General features: G+C 65.5%; 17 protein-coding genes, 1 tRNA gene and 2 pseudogenes. 18 read left to right on the plus strand and 2 right to left on the minus strand.

What is annotated here, in order from left to right; genetic code table 11:
* Nucleotides 1-44: 44 nt before the first annotated feature.
* Entirely contained in the window at nucleotides 45-1,349 is a 1,305-nt protein-coding gene (locus NKJ47_RS04220) for a sugar MFS transporter (RefSeq protein ID WP_254460287.1), read from the minus strand.
* Nucleotides 1,346-2,395, minus strand: coding sequence for a LacI family DNA-binding transcriptional regulator (locus NKJ47_RS04225; protein WP_254460288.1), 1,050 nt, complete (start codon nucleotides 2,393-2,395; stop codon nucleotides 1,346-1,348). Before NKJ47_RS04225 ends, NKJ47_RS04220 begins: the two co-directional genes overlap by 4 nt.
* Before the next feature lie 131 nt (nucleotides 2,396-2,526).
* Between NKJ47_RS04225 and NKJ47_RS04230 the strand changes: the two genes are divergently transcribed.
* From NKJ47_RS04230 to NKJ47_RS04315, 18 genes and pseudogenes are all read left to right on the plus strand, one after another.
* Nucleotides 2,527-4,881, plus strand: a complete 2,355-nt coding sequence (locus NKJ47_RS04230) for a GH92 family glycosyl hydrolase (RefSeq protein WP_254460289.1) — start codon at nucleotides 2,527-2,529, stop codon at nucleotides 4,879-4,881.
* 1,410 nt (nucleotides 4,882-6,291) lie between these two features.
* Nucleotides 6,292-9,453, plus strand: coding sequence for a maltotransferase domain-containing protein (locus NKJ47_RS04235; RefSeq protein ID WP_254460290.1), 3,162 nt, complete (start codon nucleotides 6,292-6,294; stop codon nucleotides 9,451-9,453).
* Nucleotides 9,450-12,803, plus strand: a complete 3,354-nt coding sequence (gene treS / locus NKJ47_RS04240) for a maltose alpha-D-glucosyltransferase (RefSeq protein WP_254460291.1) — start codon at nucleotides 9,450-9,452, stop codon at nucleotides 12,801-12,803. The genes NKJ47_RS04235 and treS overlap by 4 nt, the downstream gene beginning before the upstream one ends.
* Nucleotides 12,800-14,983, plus strand: a complete 2,184-nt coding sequence (gene glgB / locus NKJ47_RS04245) for a 1,4-alpha-glucan branching protein GlgB (protein WP_254460292.1) — start codon at nucleotides 12,800-12,802, stop codon at nucleotides 14,981-14,983. Before treS ends, glgB begins: the two co-directional genes overlap by 4 nt.
* A gap of 729 nt (nucleotides 14,984-15,712) precedes the next feature.
* Nucleotides 15,713-15,949, plus strand: coding sequence for a hypothetical protein (locus tag NKJ47_RS04250; RefSeq protein WP_254460293.1), 237 nt, complete (start codon nucleotides 15,713-15,715; stop codon nucleotides 15,947-15,949).
* 9 nt (nucleotides 15,950-15,958) lie between these two features.
* The gene (locus tag NKJ47_RS04255; protein WP_254460294.1) at nucleotides 15,959-16,510 is read left to right on the plus strand and encodes a hypothetical protein; all 552 of its coding nucleotides are present in this window, start codon (nucleotides 15,959-15,961) and stop codon (nucleotides 16,508-16,510) included.
* Nucleotides 16,511-16,523: 13 nt separating this feature from the next.
* Complete coding sequence (locus NKJ47_RS04260) at nucleotides 16,524-16,817, plus strand: hypothetical protein (RefSeq protein WP_254460295.1); 294 nt, start codon at nucleotides 16,524-16,526, stop codon at nucleotides 16,815-16,817.
* A gap of 45 nt (nucleotides 16,818-16,862) precedes the next feature.
* Nucleotides 16,863-17,207 (plus strand): JAB domain-containing protein, encoded by a 345-nt coding sequence (locus tag NKJ47_RS04265; protein WP_429002487.1) that lies wholly within the window; start codon nucleotides 16,863-16,865, stop codon nucleotides 17,205-17,207.
* An 839-nt stretch (nucleotides 17,208-18,046) separates the two neighbouring features.
* Complete coding sequence (locus NKJ47_RS04270) at nucleotides 18,047-18,367, plus strand: hypothetical protein (RefSeq protein ID WP_254460296.1); 321 nt, start codon at nucleotides 18,047-18,049, stop codon at nucleotides 18,365-18,367.
* Between the two features lie 1,064 nt (nucleotides 18,368-19,431).
* Entirely contained in the window at nucleotides 19,432-20,073 is a 642-nt protein-coding gene (locus NKJ47_RS04275; RefSeq protein ID WP_254461334.1) for a hypothetical protein, read from the plus strand.
* Between the two features lie 47 nt (nucleotides 20,074-20,120).
* Nucleotides 20,121-21,254 (plus strand): type IV secretion system protein, encoded by a 1,134-nt coding sequence (locus tag NKJ47_RS04280; protein ID WP_254460297.1) that lies wholly within the window; start codon nucleotides 20,121-20,123, stop codon nucleotides 21,252-21,254.
* A gap of 27 nt (nucleotides 21,255-21,281) precedes the next feature.
* Nucleotides 21,282-21,821 (plus strand): DUF4189 domain-containing protein, encoded by a 540-nt coding sequence (locus NKJ47_RS04285; protein WP_254460298.1) that lies wholly within the window; start codon nucleotides 21,282-21,284, stop codon nucleotides 21,819-21,821.
* A 288-nt stretch (nucleotides 21,822-22,109) separates the two neighbouring features.
* Nucleotides 22,110-22,436, plus strand: a complete 327-nt coding sequence (locus tag NKJ47_RS04290; protein ID WP_254460299.1) for a DUF4189 domain-containing protein — start codon at nucleotides 22,110-22,112, stop codon at nucleotides 22,434-22,436.
* Between the two features lie 234 nt (nucleotides 22,437-22,670).
* Nucleotides 22,671-23,132, plus strand: a complete 462-nt coding sequence (locus tag NKJ47_RS04295) for a hypothetical protein (RefSeq protein ID WP_254460300.1) — start codon at nucleotides 22,671-22,673, stop codon at nucleotides 23,130-23,132.
* Between the two features lie 56 nt (nucleotides 23,133-23,188).
* Nucleotides 23,189-23,797, plus strand: a pseudogene (locus NKJ47_RS04300) (hypothetical protein).
* Nucleotides 23,781-24,320 (plus strand): annotated as a pseudogene (locus NKJ47_RS04305) (DUF6792 domain-containing protein); the annotation flags it as partial. The pseudogenes NKJ47_RS04300 and NKJ47_RS04305, both read left to right, overlap by 17 nt.
* Before the next feature lie 49 nt (nucleotides 24,321-24,369).
* Nucleotides 24,370-24,717, plus strand: a complete 348-nt coding sequence (locus NKJ47_RS04310; protein WP_254460301.1) for a hypothetical protein — start codon at nucleotides 24,370-24,372, stop codon at nucleotides 24,715-24,717.
* A gap of 112 nt (nucleotides 24,718-24,829) precedes the next feature.
* A tRNA-Ile gene (locus NKJ47_RS04315) sits at nucleotides 24,830-24,906 on the plus strand.
* Nucleotides 24,907-24,913: the final 7 nt, after the last annotated feature.

Genomic DNA, 24,913 nt, shown 5'->3' on the forward strand with positions numbered 1-24,913 from the left:
CGGCGGCACTCGGGCCGCCGCCGCACAGGGAACGGATCAGCGGATCAGTGCATCACGCGCGCGGTCGGCGCGGTGGTGGGGGCGGCCGCCGCCAGGTCCGGCGACAGGCGCGAGCCGCGCAGGCCGTACCAGACGATGTAGGCGTAGCACAGCAGCGGGATCACGAAGGCGTGCTGGATGCCGATCGCATCGGCCAGCACGCCCTGCACCAGCGGCACGATGGCGCCGCCGACGATGCCCATGATCAGCAGGCTGGAGGCCTTGCTGGTGAGCACGCCCAGGCGCTCGATGGCCACGGTGAAGATGGTCGGGAACATGATCGAGTTGAACAGGCCGATCGCGATCACGCTCCACATCGCCACATGGCCGGTGCTGAGCATGGTGACCACGAGCAGCAGCGAGGCGATGCCGGCGAAGGTCGCCAGCAGCTTGCGCGCCGGGACGAACTGCAGCAGCGCCGCGCCGGCGAAGCGGCCGATCATCGCACCGAGCCAGTAGAACGGCAGATAGTGGCTGGCAGCGGCTTCGGTCAGGCCGCCGGTGGTGGGGCCGGAGATGTAGTTGATCAGGAAACTGCCGATCGACACTTCCGCGCCCACGTACATGAAGATCGCCACCACGCCCCACAGCAGGTGCGGATGGCGCAGCGCGTCGGCGAAGCGGTGGTGCGACTCGGCGCCGGTATCGGTGTCCTCGCGCAGCGACGGCACCCGCATCACCAGCACGAACACCGCCAGCAACAGCAGGCCGCCGGCCAGCATCAGGTAGGGGATCTCCACCGAGCGCGCCTGCTCGATGCGGTAGGCGGACAGCTGCTCCGGGTTCATTGCCGCCAGCTGGTCGGCGCCGAGCACCGCGCCGGCCAGGATCAGCGGGCCGATCAGCCACGGGAACACGGTGGTGCCCAGCGAGTTCAGCGCCTGCGCGAAGTTGAGCCGGCTCGGCGCCTTCTCCGGCGCGCCGATCAGGCTGATGTAGGGGTTGGCGGCGACCTGCAGCAGGGTGATGCCGCTGGCCAGCACGAACAGCGCGGTCAGGAACAGCGGGTAGGAGGGCAGGCGCGCGGCCGGGTAGAACATCGCCGCGCCGATCGCCGCCACCACCAGGCCGATGACGATGCTGGCCTTGTAGCCGACCCGCGACACCACCGCGCCGGCCGGCACCGACATCAGGAAGTAGGCGCCGAAGAAGGTGAACTGGATCAGCATCGACTGCGCGTAGTTCATCTGGAACACTGCTTTCAGATGCGGGATCAACACGTCGTTGAGGCTGGTCAGGCCACCCCAGGTGAAGAAGATCATGCTGACCACCGCGATGGCGGCGGTGTTGGACAGCGGGCGACGACTCATGCAGCGACTCCGGGAACGGGCGAGAGGGTGACCCGGCTGCTGGCGCGCAGGCACAGCCGGGCGGGGGCGATGGTAAGCGCAGGCAGGGCCTGGCGGTGGCGCAGCGCGTCCAGCACCAGGCGCGCGGCCTGCATGCCGCGTTCGCGCGGGGCGACAGCGACGGTGGACAGCGGCGGGGTGGCGACGGCGGCTTCGGGAATGTCGTCGAAGCCGATCAGCGCGTAGTCGCGGCCGGCCACGCGGCCGCGTTCGGCCAGGCCGCTGGCCAGGCCCAGCGCGACCACGTCGTTGTAGCAGACCAGCGCGGTCGGCAGCGGGTCGCGCGCGCACAGCGCGCCGGCCTGGCGCGCGGCGTCCAGCCGGGTCGGTGCGCATTCGATCAGCCATGCCGGGTCCACCGCGATGCCGGCCGCGGCCAGCGCCTCGCGGTAGCCGGCGCGGCGCTCGGCGCAGGAGCTGGACTGGCGGTGGCCGCCGAAGAAGGCGATGGCGCGGTGGCCCTGCGCCAGCAGGTACTCGGTGGCCAGGCGCGCGCCGCGGCGGTTGTCCAGCGCCAGCAACGGCCAGTCGCCGTCCAGTGCACGGTTGAACAGCAGCACCGGCAGGCGCGGCCCCAGCAACTGGCGCAGCCGCGCCGCGTCGGTGTTCTCGGTGGGTGCGAGGATCAGCGCCGCCGGGTGGTGCTCGATCAGCGAGGCCAGCACGGTCTGCTGGCGCTCCGGCGACTCGCCGGTGCTGCCCATCAGCATCACGTAGCCGGCCTCGGCCAGCGCCGCGTCCACGCCGCCGGCGAACTCGGCGAAGAACGGATTGGCCAGGTCGTTGACCACCAGAGCCACCGCATTGGACGCGCGCCCGCGCAAACTGGCCGCGCCACGGTGGTAGACGTAGCCCTGGCGGGCGATCTCCGCCGCCACCCGTGCACGCGTGTCGGCATGCACCAGCGGGCTGTTGCGCAGCACCAGCGACACGGTCGCCCGCGACACGCCGCAGGCGGCGGCGATGTCGGACACGGTGACGCGTTTGTCGGCGGGAGACGGCGCCACGACGGATTAGACCGGTTCAAAAGGCCGCCCATCCTGCGCCGTCGTGCTGCGATCCGCATTTTGCAGTGCAGCAAGGCATTGAGCGGGCTTTGTGCTATCGGTTTGGATCGATTCGATACGGGGAGCCTGCCATGCGCAGCTCGAGGACGCTGGGCGGCACCGCCGCACTGCTGCTGGCCGCGCTGTGGCCGACCGCGCCGGCCGTCGCCGCCGCTGCTTCTGCCACGGCCGGCGAGCGCGCGGTGGCGGCGGTGGACCCCTTCATCGGCACCGGCGGCGAGGGCCATACCTATCCCGGCGCCACGGTCCCGTTCGGCATGGTCCAGCTGAGCCCGGACACGCGCATCCAGCCGCGCAAGGACGCCTACGGCTGGGCCGCCGGCTACCGCTACGACGACCGTAGTCTGGTCGGCTTCTCGCACACCCACTTCTCCGGCACCGGCCATTCCGACCTGGGCGACGTGCTGCTGATGCCGATCAGCGGCGCGGTGCGGCTGGAGCGCGGCGACCCGGACACCCCCGGCAGCGGCTACAGCGCGCGCTTCCGCCACGACGACGAGCGCGCCGAGCCGGGCTACTACGCGGTGACCCTGGACGACTACAAGGTCCGCGCCGAACTCACCGCCACCGCCCGCGTCGGCGTGCACCGCTACACCTACCCGGCCGGTCAGCCGGCGCACGTGCTGCTGGACCTGCGCACCAGCCTGTACGACTACCCGGGCAAGATCAGTTGGTCGCGGCTGCGCCTGCGCGCCGATGGCACCGTCACCGGCTTCCGCGAGACCCGCGGCTGGGCGCCGGGGCGGCAGCTGTACTTCGCCCTGCGCTTCTCGCAGCCGCTGCGCGGCCACGCCTTCCACAACACCGAGCAGGACATCCCCTACAAGGGCTTCCCGCCGCCGGGCGACAACGACCCCACCCAGCGCGCGCAGATCGAAGGCCGGCAACTGGTCGGATCGTTCGACTTCGGCGATGCCCTGCGCGGGCCGCTGCTGGTCAAGGTGGCGATCTCGCCGGTCAGCGAGGACAGCGCCATCGCCAATCTCGACGCCGAGGTGCCGGGCTGGGACTTCGACGGCGTGCGCCGCGCGGCGCGCGCGCAATGGGCGCAGGCGCTGGGCGCGGTGGAAGTGGACGCGCCGCCGGCCCAGCGCACCCAGTTCTACACCGCGCTGTACCACAGCCTGCTCGGCCCGACCCTGTTCATGGACAGCGACGGCCGCTACCGCGGACCGGACAACGCCGTGCACCAGGCGCAGGGCTACACCCACTACTCGACGTTCTCGCTGTGGGACACCTACCGCGCGCTGCATCCGCTGTTGACCATCGTGCAGCCGCCGCAACGCACCAACGACATCGTCAACTCGCTGCTCGCGCACCAGCGCGAAAGTCCCTACGGGGTGCTGCCGGTATGGGCGTTCCACGGCCTGGAGACCTGGTGCATGATCGGCTACCACGCCGTGCCGGTGATCGCCGACGCCTACATGAAGGGGATCCGCGGCTACGACACCGACGCCGCGCTCAAGGCCATGGTGGCCAGCGCCAACTACGGCCCCTACGACGGCATCGCCCAGTACCGCGAGCTGGGCTACGTGCCGATCGACGAGGAAGGCGAGGCCGCCTCCAAGACCCTGGAGTACGCCTTCGACGACTGGACGATCGCGCGGATGGCGCAGGACATGGGCCGCACGGACGTCGCCGCCACCTTCGCCAAGCGCGCCGGCAACTGGCGCAACGCCTTCGACCCGGACAGCGGCTTCATGCGCGCGCGCAAGCGCGACGGCAGCTTCCGCACCCCGTTCGATCCGGACGCCAGCGGCTACGGCAGCGACTACACCGAGGGCAACGCCTGGCAGTATTCATGGTACGTGCCGCAGGACGTGGCCGGCCTGGCCCGTGCGCATGGCGGCGACGACAGGCTGCTGGCACGCCTGGACCAGGTGTTCGACGCCAAGGTCGATCCCAAGGTGTTCGCGCACATGGAGGACATCACCGGGCTGATCGGCTGGTATGCGCACGGCAACGAACCCAGCCACCATGTCGCCTATCTGTATGCCTACGCCGGGCAGCCGTGGCGCACCCAGGCGCGGCTGCAACAGATCATGCGCAGCCAGTACGCGGCGCGTCCGGACGGCCTGGCCGGCAACGACGACCTGGGGCAGATGTCGGCCTGGTACGTGTTCACCGCGCTGGGCTTCTACCCGGTGGCGCCGGCCAGCAACCAATACATCCTCGGCCGCCCGTTCCTGCCGCGCGCCACCCTGGCGCTGCCCAACGGCAAGCGCTTCACGGTGATCGCCGACGGCCTGGACGATGCGCATCCCTATGTCGGCAGCGTCACCCTCAACGGGCGTCCGCTGCACCGCGCGTTCCTGCGCCACGAGGAACTCATGGCCGGCGGCGAACTGCGCTTCACCCTGCAGGCCACGCCCAACACCGCCTGGGCGGCGGCTGGCGCCGAGCGCGCCTATTCGATGAGCGAATGAAGGGCACTCCAGCTACGCCGGGAGATGTCCTGTAGGAGCGGCTTCAGTTGCGACGGGGCATTCCCGGCCAAGCCCGTCGCGGCTGAAGCCGCTCCTACAGGGGGGTGTGGCGAGTCCCGCAGGGTGCACTGTGGAAGGGGCTTCAGCCACGACTGCCGTAGCAATCGGTCATTGGATGGCTCCACTCGTCGCGACTGAAGTCGCTCCCACAGCGGCTTACGGCGAGCCTGCCGGGTGCACTGTGGGAGGGACTTCAGTCCCGCCGCATTGCGCCATCGCAAAGCACAGCACTAGCCGCTCCTACAGGGGGGTGTGGCGAGTCCCGCAGGGTGCACTGTGGAAGGGGCTGCAGCCACGACTGCCGTAGCAATCGGTCATTGGATGGCTTCACTCGTCGCGACTGAAGTCGCTCCCACAGCGGCTTACGGCGAGCCTGCCGGGTGCACTGTGGGAGGGACGTCAGTCCCGACACATTGCGCCATCGCAAAGCACAGCACTAGCCGCTCCTACAGGGGTGTGTGGCGAGTCCCGCAGGGTGCACTGTGGAAGGGGCTTCAGCCACGACTGCCGTAGCAATCGGTCATTGGATGGCTCCACTCGTCGCGACTGAAGTCGCTCCCACAGCGGCTTACGGCGAGCCTGCCGGGTGCACTGTGGGAGGGACTTCAGTCCCGCCGCATTGCGCCATCGCAAAGCACAGCACTAGCCGCTCCTACAGGGGGGTGTGGCGAGTCCCGCAGGGTGCACCGTGGAAGGGGCTTCAGCCACGACTGCCGTAGCAATTGGTCATTGGATGGCTCCACTCGTCGCGACTGAAGTCGCTCCCACAGCGGCTTACGGCGAGCCTGCCGGGTGCACTGTGGGAGGGACTTCAGTCCCGACGCATTGCGCCATCGCAAAGCACAGCACTTCGCGCGTCGCGGCAGCATGACAGTTGACTCCCGCAGGGCCAGCGGGATCCGGCTGGAGTGTGGTGGCAGCAGGTTCACAGATGCGTTGAAGCTGCACCGGCATGAGGCTGCGCCTGGATGACAGCCGAGGCTTCCGCGCTGCACGACGGCCTCGTGCGCGATTCGAGCGGGCGTCAACATCGCGTGAATATTCGGTGTGACGTGCGTTGGGCTTGGTCGCGCAATGTGCTTCGCCCCACATCATCACATCGCGCCGCATCACATGCACGCGTATTTAATGTCATCCACACATTCCATTTGCGGCGTTCGTGGTCTCGTGTCGGTGCTGCATCGCATCGCGCGGACCGGGTGCGCCGGCACCGTCGCGATCCTGGAGGCGCGGCAGCGTGCAGGCCCATTCGGTTCCGGTGCCGTTGCCATGCGACGGCGCGATCCGCGTTGCCGGCAACGGCGCGCAGAGGCGACGTGTCCTTCTCATTCGTCGAACGGGATTTTCCGAATGCATGTCTGCCTGCTGTCCCCCTTTCCTACTCACGATGCGGCCGCGCTGGACGCGGCCTTGGCGGCGGCGCAGGCGCAGGGATGCGATCACGTCGTGCTGCCCAACCCGTTCGCACAGGACGCGGACGGCCGCCCGCATGACCCGGCGAACGACGACGCGGCCGGCCACGCGCAGCTGCAGCGCTGGCTGCAGCGCGCCGAGCAGCACGGACTGCGCGTGCTGCTGGACCTGCGTATCGACGAGATCGGCGGCGGCAGCCGCCTGCTGCAGGAACATCCGCACTGGTTCCGCGCGCGCAGTTCGGCGCTGCCGGACCCGCGCGCCGAACGCGCCGCGCCGGACATCGCCCAGGGCCGTTTCGCCTCCGCCGAAGAGGGCGCGGGACTGGCGCAGTGGTGGAGTGCGCGCCTGCTCGACTGGCTGCACAGCGGCGTGGCCGGCTTCCGCGTGCTGCAGCCGCAGCGCGTCCCGGCGTCGCTGTGGCGCACGCTGATCGACGGGGTCCATGCGCAGGCGCCGCAGGCGCGGCTGTTGGCGTGGACGCCGGGGCTGGGCCTGGATGCCTTGCGCGGCCTGGCCGGCGCCGGCTTCGATGCCGCGTTCTCCTCGCTGGCCTGGTGGGACGGCCGCGGCGACTGGTTCTTCGACGAGGACAGCGCCCTGCGCGCACTGGCGCGCTGCGTGGTCGCCACCCTCGATGCCGACACCGCCAGCGATGCGCCGTTGCCGTTGCCGCGCGCGCAGCGGCAGCGCCTGGCCGCCGCGTTCGGCGGCGCCTGGGCGATCGCCGCGCAGGACATACTGACGGAACATGGGCACCCCGAGCCTGCGCAGCACGGTATGTCCGAGGGCGACGCGTCCACGCCGGCAGCGTCGCTGCCCGACGCCACCGCGCCGCTGCGCCTGCGCCCGCTGCTGCGCGACGGCGCGTTGACCGCGGTGGCGGTGGAGCCGCTGGACGCGGCGCCGTGGCTGGTGCTGCTCAACAGCGACCGCGACCACCTGCTGCCGGTGCCTGGGCCGGCGCTGCTGCGCCTGCTCGGCGACAGCGAAGGCCTGCTCAGCGACCATGGCGAACCGATCCACGGCGAGCAGGGCGGCACCCTGGAAGCGGGCGAAGTCCGTATCTACCGCAGCCTGCCGGCGCGCCCGGTGCTGACCGCCGCGCGTGCGCGCACGCCGGCCGAGGTCGCCGCCGGCGAGGCGCGGGTGTGCATCGAGGCGGTGACGCCGTCGGTGGACGACGGCCGCTTCCCGGTCAAGCGCACGGTCGGCGACCGTGTTTGCGTGGAGGCCGATGCGTTCTGCGACGGCCACGACCGCATCGCCGTGGCGCTGCTGTGGCGCGCCGCCGACGCGCGCACCTGGTCGAGCGCGCCGATGCGCGCGCTCGGCAACGACCGCTGGCGCGGCGAGTTCCCGTTGCAGCGCCTGGGCCGCTACGAGTTCCGCATCGAGGCCTGGCGCGACGTCTACGCCACCACCCATGCCGACCTGGAGAAGAAGCGCGCCGCCGGCACCCTGCTGCCGGTGGACGTGCAGGAAGCGCTGGGCCAGGTCGAGGCCGCGCGCGGGCGCAGCCGCGGCGCGCTGGCCACGCGGCTGAAGGCCACCGCCACCCGCATCGCCCGCACCGACGACCTGGCCGAGAAGGCGCAGCTGTTGCTCGAACCGGACACCGCCGAGGCGATGGCGCGCGCCGACGCCAAGCCGTTCCGCACCGAGTACCCGATGACCTTCCGGGTCGAGGCCGAACGCCACGCCGCGCACTTCGCCAGTTGGTACGAACTGTTCCCGCGCTCGCAGAGCGGCGATGCGCAGCGCCATGGCACTTTCGACGACGTGATCGCGCGGCTGCCGCACATCCAGGCGATGGGCTTCGACGTGCTGTACATGCCGCCGATCCATCCCATCGGCGAGAAGAACCGCAAGGGCCGCAACAACGCGGTGACCGCCGAGCCGGGTGAACCCGGCAGCCCGTATGCGATCGGCTCGGCCGAGGGCGGGCATACCGAGGTGCATCCGCAACTGGGCGGACTGGAAGGCTTTCGCCGCCTGCGCGCGGCCGCGGCCGCGCACGGCCTGGAGCTGGCCTTGGACTTCGCCATCCAGTGCGCGCCGGACCATCCCTGGCTGCGCGAGCATCCGGACTGGTTCACCTGGCGCGCCGACGGGTCCATCCCGTACGCGGAGAACCCGCCGAAGAAGTACCAGGACATCGTCAACGTCGACTTCTACGCCAGCGGCGCGGTGCCGGCGCTGTGGAACGCGCTGCGCGATGCGGTGCTGTTCTGGGTCAACGAAGGCGTCACCCTGTTCCGCGTCGACAACCCGCACACCAAGCCGTTCCCGTTCTGGGAATGGCTGATCGCCGAGGTGCGTGGGCGCCATCCGCAGGTGGTGTTCCTGTCCGAGGCCTTCACCCGGCCCAAGCCGATGTACCGGCTGGCCAAGGTGGGCTTCTCGCAGTCCTACACCTACTTCACCTGGCGCCAGCACAAGGCCGAGCTGCAGGCCTACATCGAGGAACTCAATACCGGCACGCCCAGCGAGTGCTTCCGCCCGCACTTCTTCGTCAACACCCCGGACATCAATCCGCTGTTCCTGCAGCAGAGCGGACGCAGCGGGCACCTGATCCGCGCGGCGCTGGCGACCACGTTGTCAGGGCTGTGGGGTATGTACCAGGGCTTCGAACTCTGCGAAGCCAAGCCACTGCCGGGCAAGGAGGAATACCTGGACTCGGAGAAGTACCAGCTGCGCGTGTGGCCCGAGCGCGCGCCGGGCGACATCGTCGAGGAGATTACCCGCCTCAACCTGCTGCGCCGCCAGCATCCGGAACTGCAGTCGCACCTGGGCACGCGCTTCTACGTCGCGCACAACGAGCAGGTGCTGTACTTCGGCAAGTTCCTCGACGCCGCGCACCTGGCGCGCGGCCGCAGCCTGGTGCTGGTGGCGGTGAGCCTGGACCCGTACGCGCCGCAGAACGCGCAGATCGAAGTGCCGCTGTGGGAACTGGGCCTGCCCGACCACGCCGGCGTCGCCGTGCGCGACCTGTGGGACGGCCACGACTTCACCTGGTACGGCAAGACCCAATACATCCGCCTCGATCCGTCGCGGCCGTTCTCCCTGTGGCGCATCCGCGCCGGAGCCCCTGCATGAATGTCGCCCTGACCTCGTCCCCGCCACTCGAGCCGCGCGCACCGGCCGGCGATGCGCGCTGGTACAAGGACGCGATCATCTACCAGGTGCACGTCAAGTCGTTCTTCGACTCCAACGACGACGGCATCGGTGACTTCCCCGGGCTGATCTCCAAGCTCGACTACATCGCCGACCTGGGCGTGGACACGATCTGGCTGCTGCCGTTCTACCCCAGCCCGCGCCGCGACGACGGCTACGATATCGCCGAGTACATGGCGGTGCACCCGGACTACGGCAGCATCGCCGACTTCGAGCGCTTCGTGGCGCAGGCGCATGCGCGCGGCATCCGCATCGTCACCGAACTGGTCATCAACCACACCTCCGACCAGCATCCCTGGTTCCAGCGCGCCCGCAGCGCCCCGGCCGGTTCGCCCGAACGCGCGTTCTACGTGTGGTCCGACAGCGACCAGGACTACGCCGGCACCCGCATCATCTTCTGCGACACCGAGAAGTCGAACTGGACCTGGGACCCGGAGGCCGGCCAATACTTCTGGCACCGCTTCTACGCGCACCAGCCGGACCTGAACTTCGACAACCCGGCGGTCATGGAAGCGGTGCTGGAAGTGATGCGCTTCTGGCTGGACCTGGGTGTGGACGGACTGCGCCTGGATGCGGTGCCGTACCTGATCGAGCGCGAGGGCACCTCCAACGAGAACCTGCCCGAGACCCATGCCATCCTGCGCCGCATCCGCGCCACTCTCGACGCCGAGTACCCGGACCGCATGCTGCTGGCCGAGGCCAACATGTGGCCGGAGGACACCCAGCAGTACTTCGGCGAGAACGCCGACGAATGCCACATGGCGTTCCACTTCCCGCTGATGCCGCGCATGTACATGGCGATCGCGCGCGAGGACCGCTTCCCGATCACCGATATCATGCGCCAGACCCCGGAGATCCCGCAGAGCTGCCAGTGGGCGATCTTCCTGCGCAACCACGACGAGCTGACCCTGGAGATGGTCACCGACTCCGAGCGCGACTACCTGTGGCAGACCTACGCGGCCGACCGCCGCGCGCGCATCAACCTCGGCATCCGCCGGCGCCTGGCACCGCTGCTGGAGCGCGACCGCCGCCGCATCGAGCTGATGACCTCGCTGCTGCTGACCATGCCCGGCACGCCCGTGCTGTACTACGGCGACGAGATCGGCATGGGCGACAACATCCATCTGGGCGACCGCGATGGCGTGCGCACGCCGATGCAATGGTCGATCGACCGCAATGGCGGCTTCTCGCGCGCCGATCCCGCGGCGCTGGTGCTGCCGCCGATCATGGACCCGCTGTACGGCTTCCAGGCGGTGAACGTGGAGGCGCAGCAGCGCGACCAGTACTCGCTGCTGACCTGGAACCGCCGCGTGCTGTCGGTGCGCAAGCGCTACCGCGCGTTCGGCCGCGGCACGCTGCGCTTCCTGTATCCGGGCAACCGCCGCCTGCTCGCCTACCTGCGCTGCCACGAGGACGAGACCGTGCTGTGCGTGGCCAACCTCTCGCACACGCTGCAGGCGGTGGAACTGGACCTGTCCGAGTTCGAGGGCCGGGTGCCGGTGGACATCCTCGGCGGCGGCAGCTTCCCGCCGATCGGGCGGCTGACCTATCTGCTCACCGTGCCGGCGTTCGGGTTCTACGCCTTCCAGTTGGTCGGCAATGCGACGTTGCCGGACTGGCACGTGCCGGCGCCGGTGCCGCTGCCGGATTACCAGACCCTGGTGCTGCGCAGCACCGTGGACAGTGCCGGCCTGCAGCCGCACCTGCCGACGCTGGAGCGCGACATCCTGCCGGCGTGGCTGTCCACGCGGCGCTGGTTCGCGGCCAAGGACCGCGCGCTGCGCAGCGTGCGCATCGCCCGACGCACGCCGCTGCCCGGCGGCGACGGCCTGACCCTGCTGGAAATCGAGGCGGAACTGGACGACGGCGCGCACGAGCGCTACATCCTGCCGCTGGGCATCGTCTGGGAGCGCGAGCAGCCCAGCGTGCTGGCCGAGCAACTGGCGTTGGCGCGGGTGCGTCACGGCCGCGAGGTCGGCTACCTGACCGACGCCTTCGCGCTGAAGCCCTTCACCCTGAGCATGCTCGCCGCGCTGCGCGACAAAGCGGAATTGCGCGTGGACGGCGACGCCGGCAACGAGACCGCCGCCGAGCGCATCCGTTTCTGCCCGACGCCGGCCTTGCAGCGCGTCACCATCCCCGCCGACCCGGAGATCCGCTGGCTGTCGGCCGAGCAGAGCAACAGCTCGCTGATCGTCGGCGATGCGGCGGTGTTCAAGCTGCTGCGGCGCGTGTCGGCCGGCATCAACCCGGAGATCGAGATCGGCGAACGCCTCACCGCGCTGGGCTACGCCAACGCCGCGCCGCTGCTGGGCCATGTCGCCCGTGTCGAGGCCGACGGCAGCGAGACCACGCTGGCCCTGCTGCAGGGCTTCGTGCGCAACCAGGGCGATGCCTGGCGCTGGACCCTGGACCACCTGGCGCGCGGCGCCGAGGAATACGATGCCGCCCAGGACGATGCCGCGCGGCTGGAGAGCGTGGCCAGCTACGACGCCTTCGCCGCCCTGGTCGGGCGGCGCCTGGCGGAACTGCACGCGGTGCTGGCGCAACCTGCCGACGCGCCAGCCTTCGCGCCGCAGGCGGTGGACGCTGCCGCCGCGCAGCAGGTGGTGGACGGTGTGGTGCACGAGGTGCAGGCGATGTGGGACACGTTGCTGGCGCACCGCGCGGCCAACGACGACCCGGCCGAGCATGCGGCGGTGGACAGCCTGCTGGCCGAACGTGCGCGCCTGGACGCCTGGTTGCAGCAGGCGCCGTCGCTGTTGTCCGGCGCGCTGCTGACGCGCGTGCACGGCGATTTCCACCTCGGCCAGATCCTGGTCGCGTTCGACGACGTGGTGCTGATCGACTTCGAAGGCGAGCCGGCTAAGTCGCTGGACGAACGCCGCGCCAAGGCCAGCCCGCTGCACGACGTGGCCGGCTTCCTGCGCTCGCTCGACTACGCCAGCGAAGTCTCCGCGCGCGGCGAGGAGGGCACCGCCGCGCGTGTGGGCGCGGGCCTGGACACCGCGCAGGAGGCGTTCCTGGCCGCGTTCCGCAGTCGCGCCAGCGCCGCGTTCCTGGCCGCCTATCGCGGCGTGCTCGACGCCAGTCCGCACCCGTGGGTGGCGCCGGCCGCGTTCGAGGCCACCACCTTGCTGTTCCTGATCGAGAAGGCCTGCTACGAAATTCGCTACGAGGCCGCCAACCGCCCGGCATGGATCATGGTGCCCATACAGGGACTGTTGCGCATACTCGACCGCTTTCCCGCGCCCCAGGAGTCGATTCGATGAGTGATGCCGTCCACGTCTGGGACGACGCGACGCAGCGCGCCTTCGCCACCGCCCGCCACGGCGACCCGTTCGCCGTGCTGGGCGCGCACCGCCTCGGCGCGGCGCGGGTGCTGCGCAGCTACCAGCCGGGCGCCGACGCGGTGCTGGCGGTGCTTGAGGACGGCAGCGAAGTGCCGCTGCAGCAGGGGCCGGAAGGCTTCTTCCACGCCGAACTGCCGGGCGAGGGACGCTACCGCCTGCGCATCCGCTGGCCCGGCGGCGAGCAGGACACCGCCGACGCCTACGCGTTCGGCCCGCAGCTGAGCGACTTCGACCTGCACCTGATCGGCGAAGGCCATCATCTGCAGCTGGCCGATGCGCTGGGCGCCAACGTGGTCGAGGTCGACGGCGAGCGCGGCACCCGCTTCGCGGTCTGGGCGCCCAATGCCTCGCGCGTGGCGGTGATCGGCGACTTCAACAGCTGGGACGCGCGCCGCCACCCGATGCGCCTGCGCCACCAGGCCGGCGTGTGGGAACTGTTCGTGCCCGGCGTCGGCCCCGGCGCCCGCTACAAGTTCGCCCTGCGCGGCCCGCGCGGCGAAGAGCTGCCGGCCAAGGCCGACCCGGTCGCGCGCCAGGCCGAACTGGCGCCCGGCACCGCCTCCATCGTCGCCGACCCCGCGCCGTTCCCGTGGCGCGACGATGCCTGGATGGCCACCCGCGCGCGCCGCCACGCCCCGCAGGCGCCGATCAGCGTGTACGAAGTGCATGCCGGCTCGTGGATGCATGCCGACGACGGCAGCCTGCTCGACTGGGACGCGCTGGCCGAGCGGCTGATTCCCTACGTGGCCGACATGGGGTTCACCCACATCGAACTGCTGCCGGTCACCGAGCATCCGTTCGGCGGCTCCTGGGGCTATCAGCCGCTGGGCCTGTTCGCCCCGACCGCGCGCTTCGGCAGCCCGGACGGCTTCGCCCGCTTCGTCGATCGCTGCCACCGCGAGGACATCGGCGTCATCGTCGACTGGGTGCCGGCGCATTTCCCCACCGACGCGCACGGCCTGGCCCACTTCGACGGCACCGCGTTGTACGAACACGCCGACCCGCGCGAAGGCTTCCACCGCGACTGGAACACGCTCATCTACAACCACGGCCGTCGCGAAGTCTCCGGCTTCCTGATCGCCAGCGCGTTGGAGTTCCTGCAGCGCTACCACGTCGACGGCATGCGCGTGGACGCCGTCGCCTCCATGCTCTACCGCGACTACAGCCGCAACGCCGGCGAGTGGGTGCCCAACATCCACGGCGGCCGCGAGAACTACGAGAGCATCGCCTTCCTGCGCCGGCTCAACCAGGTGGTGGCCGAGCAGGCCCCCGGTGCCATGACCATCGCCGAGGAATCCACCGCCTGGCCCGGCGTCACCGCCGATCTCGCCCACGGCGGCCTGGGTTTCAACTACAAATGGAACATGGGCTGGATGCACGACAGCCTGCACTACATCGAACTGGACCCGATCTACCGCCGCTACCACCACGGCGAGATGACCTTCAGCATGGTCTACGCGTATTCCGAGCGCTTCATGCTGCCCATCTCCCACGACGAAGTGGTGCACGGCAAGCGCTCCCTGCTTGGCCGCATGCCCGGCGACGACTGGCAGCGTTTCGCCAATCTGCGCGCCTACCTCGGCTACATGTACACCCACCCCGGGCGCAAACTGCTGTTCATGGGCTGCGAAATCGCCCAGCCCACCGAGTGGAACCACGATGCCGCGCTGCCCTGGCACCTGCTCGACCAGCCCAACCACCGCGGCATCCAGCGCCTGGTCCGCGACCTCAACCGCCTCTACGCCGAGCACCCCGCACTGCACGCCCGCGACGACGAACCCGAGGGCTTCGCCTGGGTCATCGGCGACGACGCCGGCAACAGCCTGTTCGCCTACCTGCGCAAGGCCCGCAGCGGCGACACCCCGCTACTGGTGGTGGCCAACCTCACCCCGCAGGTGCACCACGGCTACCGCATCGGCGTGCCCCGCGCCGGCCGCTGGCGCGAACTGCTCAACTCCGACAGCGAGATCTACGGCGGCAGCAATACCGGCAACGGCGGTAGCGTGCGGGCCGAGAACATCGGTGCGCACGGGCATCCTGCTTCATTGGTGCTGACCGTGCCGCCGCTGGCGGTGCTGGTGCTTGGGGTTGAGGAGTAGGGGGTGGGGGGGAGGCGTCCGTTGGTGGGAGCGAAATCGGCTGTTGTGGGAGGGACTTCAGTCCCGACGCTTTCCCGATCCACTGTCAGCACTCGAGCCGTAACCACACGAGATGCCGAAGATTCGCACCCGTTAGGTGCAGTCCTCGGCGCCTAGCTCGCTGCGCCCACAGGCCGAGAGCAATTCTCGGCCCCGTCTACCGCCCCGGGCAGACAGCCCACCGCCCCAACCGGTAAACTCACGCCCGCCTCGGCGCCTTCCTCTGCATGCGCGCCAGAGGCGCCAAGCCGGCGGCGACGCATCGCCCGCCCGCTCCGGACGCGTCCGGGCCTATGGCTCAACGGTTAAAGCAGAGGACTCATGAGCGTCTAAAGTGGCATTTCGCAAGCCCTTGCAGGCGTTGGGAATCTCGCTATTGTTTCGATAAGAAATTGTTTTGTAATAGTTTTTCAGTGCGTCGCAACGCACTGAACTTGGATGGGCTGCGATCAACTTGTAGCTCGCGTGTAGCCTATGTGTAGCCTGGGATTGGCTGCGCGTGGCCTAGAGGAGTCCAAGATGCCCAAGAGTCCCTGCCGCCGGCCGCGGCTGGGGAGCAAACGCGATACATGGACGACGAATTGACCGGCTTCGGCCTGCGCGTTTCAGCGACCCAAAAGGTGTTCTATCTCCAGGTCCGCGTTGGCAGGAAGGTGCCGAAGCGGAAGCTTGGAGAGTACGGCCCCATCCATGACTGTCGATCAGGCGCGCAAAAAAGCTCTGCTGTTGAAAGCGCCGTTGTTGGAAGGCAAAGATCCCTACGCCGAGCGTGAGCGAGGCCCTATCGACGCCACACTCGGAGAACTCTTCCAGGAGTACCGGGACGAGGTTGCGCACTGCGCCAGCACCAAGAAGAGCATTGACGCAGCCATCAAGCACTCCGGTGGCCATGAGGGGCAGGCGTTCAAGAGCAAGCCGGACGGCTGATCGAATGAGATGGTCGAGATCGTGAAGGGCGTGCTGCCCAACTGGCTCAAGCGGCCATACCGGGAGATCACACAGGATGATGTGCTAGTGCGCTTCGATGTAGGCTCACGCATGCTTGCCGAGCATCGGCGCGACGGCAAGCCGGCACCCATCACTCGCACCATCAATCAGCACTTCAAGTATCTACAGGCTGCCTACAAGGACGCGATCAGCAAGCATCGTCTGGCCGGTGTGGGTTTCTCCAATCCAGTTGCCATCCTCAGAACTGCACGGCGCTGGAACCGGATGAACAGGCGCAGCGGATTTCTCGAGACGACGAAGCCCTACTTCGTGAAGTGGTGGTTTGCCTGCGAAGCGTTGAAGCCAGTAGAGGGCGACTACAGCCTGTTCACGCTCATCACGGCTAGCCGTTCTGTTGAGTCCGCGACACTACGGTGGAGCACCGACGTGGATTTCAAGAAGAACGAGGTGACATTCCGGGACACCAGGAATGGTCAGTCCTACACCTTTTCCGCTCGCGCCGCTGGCGCGCACGATCTTGGAGCGACGCTATGCGGCTAGGATCAACGACTTCGTGTTCGGCTATGCCAAATCGAAGACGGGTCATGTGGCCTGTCCACCGCAGTACCACATCAAGCTCGTTCGGGAAGCATGCGATCACTTGTGGTCCATGCACGACCTGCGGCGCATCTTTGCCACCACGCTGACGCGTCTGAACGTGCATGCGTTTACGATCGCGCACCTGATGAAGCACGCGCCCAACAGCTCGATGACGTTTTCCTACGCGCCTCCCACACGGGAGCAGCTACTGGAAGCACTTACCAGTCAGAGCAGGTATGGCCTTCCGCCAGCAATGACGAATCCGTAGTTTTAGCCGCCGTCGCCGCTTGAACGCTATGGCGAGAATGAACCTGTGCGTCAGCGTCAGCGCGACGTCCTGATTACAGCATCAGCACGAGACGGCGATCAAACCGCCTACCCAACACCTGTGATCGACTGCGTGGAGATGTTCCACGGCACGATCGACGCCGCCGACGTGCATCCGCGCGAGGTGATGAAGCAGGCGCTGCGGCTCAATGCGGCCGCGGTCATCGTTTCCCACCACCATCCGAACGGAGGCGCCGAGCCGAGCGCGGCCGATAAAGCGATGACTTCGCTGCTTCGCCAGGCGCTGGCGCTGGTGGACATTCGCACGCTGGATCACGTCATCGTCGCAGGCGCCGTTGCCATGACGTTCGCAGAGCGCGGTTTGCTTTGACGTTGGGGGCTTCGGCCCCCTTTTTGCTACACCTGCTGGTGCTTCACGCCAGCCGCTGGCAATGATGGCGGCATAGGGCTGACGCTGCCAGCGGGCATCGGTGCAATGCTCAGCACCCGGCGCTGTCCTCCAGGTGCGCCCCAACGCTCAACTGTCTACAGGGCGCCTGGGGAGCCTCTTGTAAGCTCCGCGCGGACGCTCATGCAGGAATCTCCAGGGATGGGTCGAAGAAGATCACCAGCGCGGCGCAGGGGGTGCTGACCGCCAGCGTCTACTGCTGCAGGGGCGTAGAGTAGGCCACGCAGTGGCAGCCGCGACGCGACCTCGAAGACCGATGGTTGCCTGGCATGTCGTTGACAACGTCAGCAGGCATGGAGACGGCATGGCCTCCTTACCTTTGTCCACGGCGACCAGCGTCTGCCAGCAATCGCTGCGGTGGCGATGGCATTGCCGGAAAATATCCATAAATTCAGATGGTTGCAGAGTCGCATGGCCCAAACCTCGCATTCAGGAGTTTCCTGAAGTTGTGGTCAGGCATAGTTTCGGTAAAGTAACGCGGCGCGCGCCTCACTCCGGAGTACGGATGGCTAGCTAGGCACATGCTCAAGCGCTATCCCCACCTTCGCGCGGAAGACCTGGTACATACTTCACCACAGTTCCCGGACCTCGCCGTCCGCTTCTACAAGCCGACTACAACGCCACCCGCCATGCTGAGAATCACGCATCGCCCAATCCAGCCGCCGCCACAGGAAGCGGCGCCGGCACTGTCTCGTTGAGCCGCGCTTATCGTAAGTCGCCCAGAAACAAGCACGTCATTTCAGTAACCAGGGAGGTTCATCATGAAACTACGCGCCATTTCCGCCACTCTCGCACTGGCTGCGGCTTTAGACCTCGGCCTGAGCGCCCCGGCTCGCGCACAGGCGCCTGATTCTTGCTCGGTCTTTCTTTGCATGGCCAGCGTGTCTGGGTTCGGCACTCCGAGTCCCCAATGTGCGGCGCCAATCGCAGCTTTCCATGCCATCCAGGTATGGAGCCCGGCGTTCAACCCGCCGGCCACGGCGGCGGCACGCCGGACATTTCTGATGACATGTCCAGGCGCGATCGTACCGAATCAACACATCGTGGAAACCATCATCGCGCAGTGGGGCTACGAACCTTGACTGGTATCGCCCGCTGATCCAGAAAACGATTGCGTCTGGGACTTTTTTGCGGATACCGCCATGCCCCTGTTCGCCTTGGTCATCGCGCACTGCCCGTGGACCGGCCAGCCTCTCGTAGACATCCAGTTGCCATAATTGATGGCAATGACCGAGGTGTTTATGGGCAACAGCAAGCAATGCACGGATGAGCTCCGTGCCAAAGCGGGGAGGCAGGTAATCTAGCGTGGCTTTAAGGTGGTGGACGTCGTGTCCCGCATCCAAGCACACGGTGTATAGCCGATGCAGGCGGCCAAGATCACGGATGGCGGGCTGCCACCGGTAGAGTTTGAAAGGAGTTACGCGCAGAGCCGCAGATGAGTGTCTACGGAAATCTGGCTGGTTCACGCTTACACTGGAAAGCGGCAGGCGATGACCATGCTGCCCGACGATGGTCGGCTGAGTTGCCATGTGTCACGCATCACGTTTCCTTCCCCCCTGCGGGGTGGTCGCCTGCATCTTGGGCTCGGCCAAGGTACGTGATCCGGTCAGGCGGGTGTTGACAAAACGGACTGCGCAAACGCGGTAGGAAACTGCCGCGTTGAGGGGTCAGACTTTTCCTACGTCCCGCTGTAGGGCCAAGCATAGAAGGCGTTCGGGGAAGCCGGCCACGCCCGCCTGAATGGGGGGAGGTGGAAATTCACCCATACCTATGCCAGAGTTTGCCCCAACCTGCCCCAACTGCGCATAAGGACCATGGCCGCAGCAGGAAGAGAACCTGCATTCATCCCCCAGCCCAGGTCGTGGGCGGACCCGCAGTCGTCAGCAAGAAATTGCTCCTGCGGCTGCCACGCAGTGCTTCTCCCCCCCCAAGCCGCCCCCCCGCTGGCGTCCTCGCTACATAGGACTGCCTCCTGTCCCGCTCCACCGGTTTTGCTTCTGACCCGACGAGACCTGCCGTGAATACAGCATTTCGCCAACGCCGCTCCCTCATCCCGCTCTCGCCGCTGTTCGCGGCCCTGTTGCTTGCCGGCGGTTTCTGCGCCGGCCAAGCCAACGCACAGGTGATCGTCAATGATCCGGCGTCGATGTCCAAAGCCATGGCGGAATACGCGGAGACCGCAAAGCGCTGGCAGGAAACGATCAGCCAGTACCAGAAGCAGGTGGAGCACTACCAGCAGCAGCTCATCAAGCTCAAGCGGCTGCAACTCGGCGATTCCACCATGCAAGACAACTTTGCCGACCGCCCCCTGGAGTACGGAGTGGAAGACAGTTGCCCGGGAGCCGCGCAGAGTGGCCTCTCGGGATTGCTGAGCCAGTTCAAGGCGCTTGCGCCGAACATGGGCGGCGATGCGATTGGGGAGCAGACGAAAGTGTGCGCGCGCATCGTGATGGCGCAAAACGCGCAGTACAACGAGACGGTGCGCATGCTCAAGCGATTGATCGATCGCAACCAGCAGTTCAAGCGGCAGATCGAGGCCCAGCGCGACAGCATCGGGTCGAGCCAAGGCGGACTGGCTGCCAACGATAACGAAATCCGCCGCTTCGCGGCGCAGAACGCCATGGACCTAGACTACTGGAATGCGCAGATGAAGGCTTACGACGCCTACATCGTCGCCTTGAAGGACGACCAGTCGCGCCTGGCCCGGCGTGCCCTGAACGGCAACAAGGACAACCTGCTGGGGCAGGTCGTGCAGGCCGGCGTGCTGGCTGGCGCGCTACAAAACTGATCGCGTCGCAGCCCACATCCACCATGGACATCGGATAAACACGCAGCATGAACGGACTTTTCGACACTGCGACGCACTGGGTGCAGCCGCTGGCAGACGCTAACCTGGGCGACTTCCTGTTCTTCAGGCTGGTCAACAACTACTTCACCAACGAAATCGCGACCTTCGGTCTGGATTTGACGCGGCGGGCGATGCGCTGGGTGAGTGTGATCGCGCTGACGGCGACGATGTTCTGGGTGCTGATCCAGGGCTATCGCATCGCCACCGGGCAGTCGCGCGAATCGGCGATGGCGACGATCGTCAAGGCGGCCAAGGTCGCGGTGATCCTCATGATCGCGTCCACCGTCGGCGCCAACGGCGCCATGTTGCACAAGACGATGACCGACAACCTGGACAAAGAGATCCACGGCTTGTTCACGGGCGACGATAATTCCAGCGCAGCCGATGCGATCGACCAGAATCTGGAGTACACCCAGCTCGCGATGGCCGCCCTGGATGCCGTGAAGGTGGACGCCAACGATCCCGAGTCGATCGATCAAAAGAGCCGAGCGATCTTGTTGGCAGGATTCGGCACGGCCGGTCCGCCCATGGTCGCCGGTGCAATGCTGCTGTTGTTCAAGTTCACCCTGGCCTTCCTGGTGGGCATCGGGCCGATCTTCATCTTCTTCCTGATGTTCGAGCAGACGAAAGACCTGTTCAAAAAGTGGTTGTACTACCTGATCGGCACGTTATTCTCGTTATCGATGCTGTCGGTGGCGACGGCGATGGTGTTGAAGTTCACCGCCAAGGTGGCGGGTGCCTACTGGGCCATGAAACTCATACCGCTGGGAAATGCGGAAGGTTTGTCTTCCCAGGCGCTCCAGCAGGGAGGGATTGGATTGCTCATGACCTTGCTCATCGTTTCCGTGCCGCCCATGGCGGCAGTGCTCTGGCAGGGCAGCATGGCGTCCTTTATGCACTTCTCGGCGTTCTCCGGTGGTGCAGCGTCAACGCCAGGGCCGCAGGGGCAGCCGCCGGGGTCGTATGTGCCGCAACAACTGCCAAATAATGATACTAGGACGACCAGTGGTGCAATTGGCGGAGATACACATGCCGCGAGAACAGTTGGTACAAATGCAAGCGCGCAACTCCCAGCAGGGGCGCGCGGCTTAGCTGGCTCTAAAGACAGTAATATTAGCTAAAGTCAAGGAAGAGGAGTTCCGATTGCCATGAACTCAGTGAGACTTCTATGTGTTCTTTTTTGTGTCACCTCTGGGTATGCCTGGGCAGAGCAAGGTTGTCCGCCTGGGCAGATTCCGGCCCAATCAAATGGCAACATGGCATCCTGCGGTCCTATACCACCTGGCTATTACCAAGACCAACCAGCTCCTGCGCCGCGCCCTTCAGGAAAATGGATTCCGACATGGGGATCGGTTGCCATGGGCTCGTTAGGGCTTGAGCGTAATTATGGCGTATCGACAGGAAAACTAACAAAAGAGGACGCCGAAAAGGACGCCATGGCGCGTTGTTCAAAGCACGGAGAGAAAGATTGCAAGATTGGTTTGTCTTATTTCAATCAATGTGTTGCGGTGGGAGAACCTCAGATTAATGGGAAGCCAAATCTGCTCGGATATGTTCATATTGTTGGAGATGCCAAACCAGAAGAGGCTGCCGCTGCCGCAAAATTAGCATGCCAAAAAGACAATCTGGAAAATGAATGCAAAGTCATTTACGAGTCCTGCACTAAGCAAATATTTGAGAGATTCTAGGTCAAGTCGTGAAGATAAATAGTATCGGGTCGGAATTGTCTAGTGCGTAGGATGCATCGTGGTGATATATGGATATGAAATTCACCCTGACTGTCTCCCTTGCGATCCTTTTCGCTGTGGGTAATGCGCGAGCGGAAAACGGGTGCCCGCCTGGGTAACTCCCAGCACACTCAAGTGGAAATATATATAGCGTCATGTACGCCCATCCCACAAGGTTATTATCAGCAGCAGCAATCACCTCAGCCACGCCCTTCGGGCGAATGGATTAAAACTTGGGGAGCTATTGCAATGGGAGCGATTGATGGCGTTCCTCACTATGGCGTTCCTGTTGGGAAAACTTCTAAATCAGACGCGCAATCAGACGCAATAGACCGTTGCGCAAAACGTGGTGCAATAGGCTGTAAAGTGATTCTGACCTACTTCAATCAATGTGCGGCTCTTGCTGAACCTAGGACACCCGGAGGTGACATCGTTGGCTGTGTGGTGGCTGTTGGGCGGTCATCAATAGAGCTCGCAGAGAGTGCTGCACTTGAAGGATGTGGTAGAGAAAATGGCAGCTCTCAATGTGGCGTTGTTTATAAAGCCTGCTCAGATCCAATCTTTAAAAATTTCTAGAACCCTCAATCGGCAATGACGCTGCAAATGGTGTAGGCGGGGCACGACTTAATAAACAGTAAATTTTACGAGAAATGCCTTCCGGAAGTTCCACAAAATAACATGTGCGATTTTCACTAAGTCAGTCACTGAGGATGCGCCATAGTCGGACCTGGCCTCATGCTGCAAACACTATCCGCTGATAGGTGGCAGCAGTCGGTGCAGTGTGTAAGGGCGTTGCTGACCCTTTGTCTCTTGACACTCTCGCTGACTGCCAGCCTGACTGCGCTCGCCTATCGCACGTCAGAGAACATCATCCTGTTGCTGGCGCAAAGCGTGGCAGCCATGGGAGCGCTCGTTCACCTTGGCATCGCGGCGATGTTATTTAGGCTGGCAATAGGCGCATCAGCTACCAAGCAGCGCCTTCAGGCACACGGCGGGCGCATTGCACAGTGGCGCCCGTTGCGCCGGTCCATCTTCGGCGTCGTTGGCGCAGCAGTGCAGGTGCTAATGATGAGCGTGGCGGTAAGTGCGCTGCCAATCGCTCTGCCGGTGGTAATGCGCGTGCCGGAAGCTGGAATGATGTTCGTGATTTTGATCGCTGCCCTTTTGCTACTCGGTGTTTCTATCAGGCGCAGTTGCCGCGGGCTGACCGAGGCCCTAGCGCAGGCCGAATGGGCGATACGCAGCACCTTGGTGGCCTTAACGCCCTTATGAACGCTCAGACTGTTGCTGCCATGTTTCTTCTGTCCCTCTTGGCCGGATGCAATCAGATGAATGCCGCCTCTTAAAAAGCCGACGGTGTTGCGCAAACCGCAGCAGATGGAAATCCAGTCTATCAGCGTGGTGCCAAGCTGACCCAGGCGTATCGAATTGCGATGACCATCGAAGGTGCGCCGGGAACGTTTGGGTATGTCTCAGGTACTGAATTTTATGACATTGCCAATTACGAACAGTGTGCGCCGCTTAACGAGCCATTCGAAGGCGTGAGAACCAAGCCGAAAGAAGCGGGAATACCCGTCAACCTTCAGAAGATCGACGGGCGACATTATGTGGGGACGGTGTATGCCGACGGCATGGTCGACGCGGACTATTACGGCATGGGCGTGTGTCGCTTTGAGCTAACAGGCGTCGGTATTGCATTGAAGGCGACCGGCAAGCATGAAAAAACGCGATAAGAGCCTGCGCTGTTCAAGAAGGAGATTTATAGTTCAGCGCCCAAGGTCACTTACTTCTGGAAAGGACTCTATCCGAGAGCGGGCATGGATGACTTCCCGGATAGCAGCGTGCCAGCCATTGATGACTTCAATGAGAATGCACGACCTAATATCTTCAAAGTGACGCTGACATCGGAGAGATGCTTCCATGAGGATGACGACTAGCCAATATGCAGCGCTGGCAAATGATGCATATAAAAAAACGCCCGAGACGGAGGAAAGAAGTAAGCCTCTCGATATAGGAGGTGTCTCCTACAAGCGGCTCAGCTATATGGATAGCATTTCCGGCTATCAAGGCATGCTTTATCAACGGCTGGATGCCAACGAACTCATCGTCGCACACCGCGGCAGCGAGTTCGACCGCGAGCCGTGGCGCGATGGCCTGGTTGCCGATGGGGGCATGGTCGCCGCCCGTCACAACGCCCAAGCGGCGGATGCCATTGAGTTCACTCGACACGCCTTGGAAACCGCAGAACAGATTGGCCAGTACACCGAGGTTCATGACGTCACCGTTGTTGGCCATTCACTCGGTGGCGGTCTCGCGGAAATCACCGCGCGTCGCTTTGGGCTGAAGTGCGAAATCTTCAACGGCTATGGGGCCGTCAGCTTAAATCGTCGTATTCCCGAAGGCGGCAACTCGGTCATCAATCACGTGATGGCGGGAGATCCCGTCAGCGCTGCTAGCCGCAGGTCGACCGCACGTCCAAGTTGATGGACCGCGCCATTTCGGACGGTCGGTGGAGGGATTCGATTCGCTCATCCCAGGGCTGGCGCTGTCCGATCCGGACAACCGCCACGTCTTGGCCGCGGCGATTCGCTGCGGCGCCAACGTGATCGTGACCTTCAACGAGCGGGATTTTTCCGCCGAGTTGCCGGCTCCCTACGGCATCGAGTCGCAGCATCCCGATGAGCTCGTGGACAACCTGCTGGATCTGGATGCCGCTGCTATCGTGTCTGCGGCGCAGCGTCAGCGGGCTCAATTGAAGACGCCCCCGATCGATGTGGACTCTTACCTGGACATCATGTTGCGCGAAGGTCTGGTCCAAACCATCAAGACGCTTGCTGCCTACCGCTCCATTCTCTGATTGCCCAACGCGGGCCGTCAGCGTACCGCAGTGGCAAAGGCTGTTTTTCGATCCGAATGAAGGCCTTGGCGGTTTGTTGAGGCGTTAGCGGTGTGCGAGAATAGACGGATGTGGGCCCTTAGCTCAGTTGGTTAGAGCGCGCGACTCATAATCGCTTGGTCCCCGGTTCGAGCCCGGGAGGGCCCACCACCCCACA

The organism is Xanthomonas sacchari (assembly GCF_024266585.1).
In the GTDB taxonomy this organism is placed as follows: Bacteria; Pseudomonadota; Gammaproteobacteria; order Xanthomonadales; family Xanthomonadaceae; genus Xanthomonas_A; species Xanthomonas_A sacchari_C.

Coding starts and splice junctions, on each gene's coding strand:
- NKJ47_RS04220 (WP_254460287.1), bottom strand. CDS start 1,349: ATGAGTCGTCGCCCGCTGTCCAACACCGCCGCCATCGCGGTGGTCAGC.
- NKJ47_RS04230 (WP_254460289.1), top strand. CDS start 2,527: ATGCGCAGCTCGAGGACGCTGGGCGGCACCGCCGCACTGCTGCTGGCC.
- NKJ47_RS04235 (WP_254460290.1), top strand. CDS start 6,292: ATGCATGTCTGCCTGCTGTCCCCCTTTCCTACTCACGATGCGGCCGCG.
- treS (WP_254460291.1), top strand. CDS start 9,450: ATGAATGTCGCCCTGACCTCGTCCCCGCCACTCGAGCCGCGCGCACCG.
- glgB (WP_254460292.1), top strand. CDS start 12,800: ATGAGTGATGCCGTCCACGTCTGGGACGACGCGACGCAGCGCGCCTTC.
- NKJ47_RS04250 (WP_254460293.1), top strand. CDS start 15,713: ATGACTGTCGATCAGGCGCGCAAAAAAGCTCTGCTGTTGAAAGCGCCG.
- NKJ47_RS04255 (WP_254460294.1), top strand. CDS start 15,959: ATGGTCGAGATCGTGAAGGGCGTGCTGCCCAACTGGCTCAAGCGGCCA.
- NKJ47_RS04270 (WP_254460296.1), top strand. CDS start 18,047: ATGAAACTACGCGCCATTTCCGCCACTCTCGCACTGGCTGCGGCTTTA.
- NKJ47_RS04275 (WP_254461334.1), top strand. CDS start 19,432: ATGTCCAAAGCCATGGCGGAATACGCGGAGACCGCAAAGCGCTGGCAG.
- NKJ47_RS04280 (WP_254460297.1), top strand. CDS start 20,121: ATGAACGGACTTTTCGACACTGCGACGCACTGGGTGCAGCCGCTGGCA.
- NKJ47_RS04285 (WP_254460298.1), top strand. CDS start 21,282: ATGAACTCAGTGAGACTTCTATGTGTTCTTTTTTGTGTCACCTCTGGG.
- NKJ47_RS04290 (WP_254460299.1), top strand. CDS start 22,110: ATGGGAGCGATTGATGGCGTTCCTCACTATGGCGTTCCTGTTGGGAAA.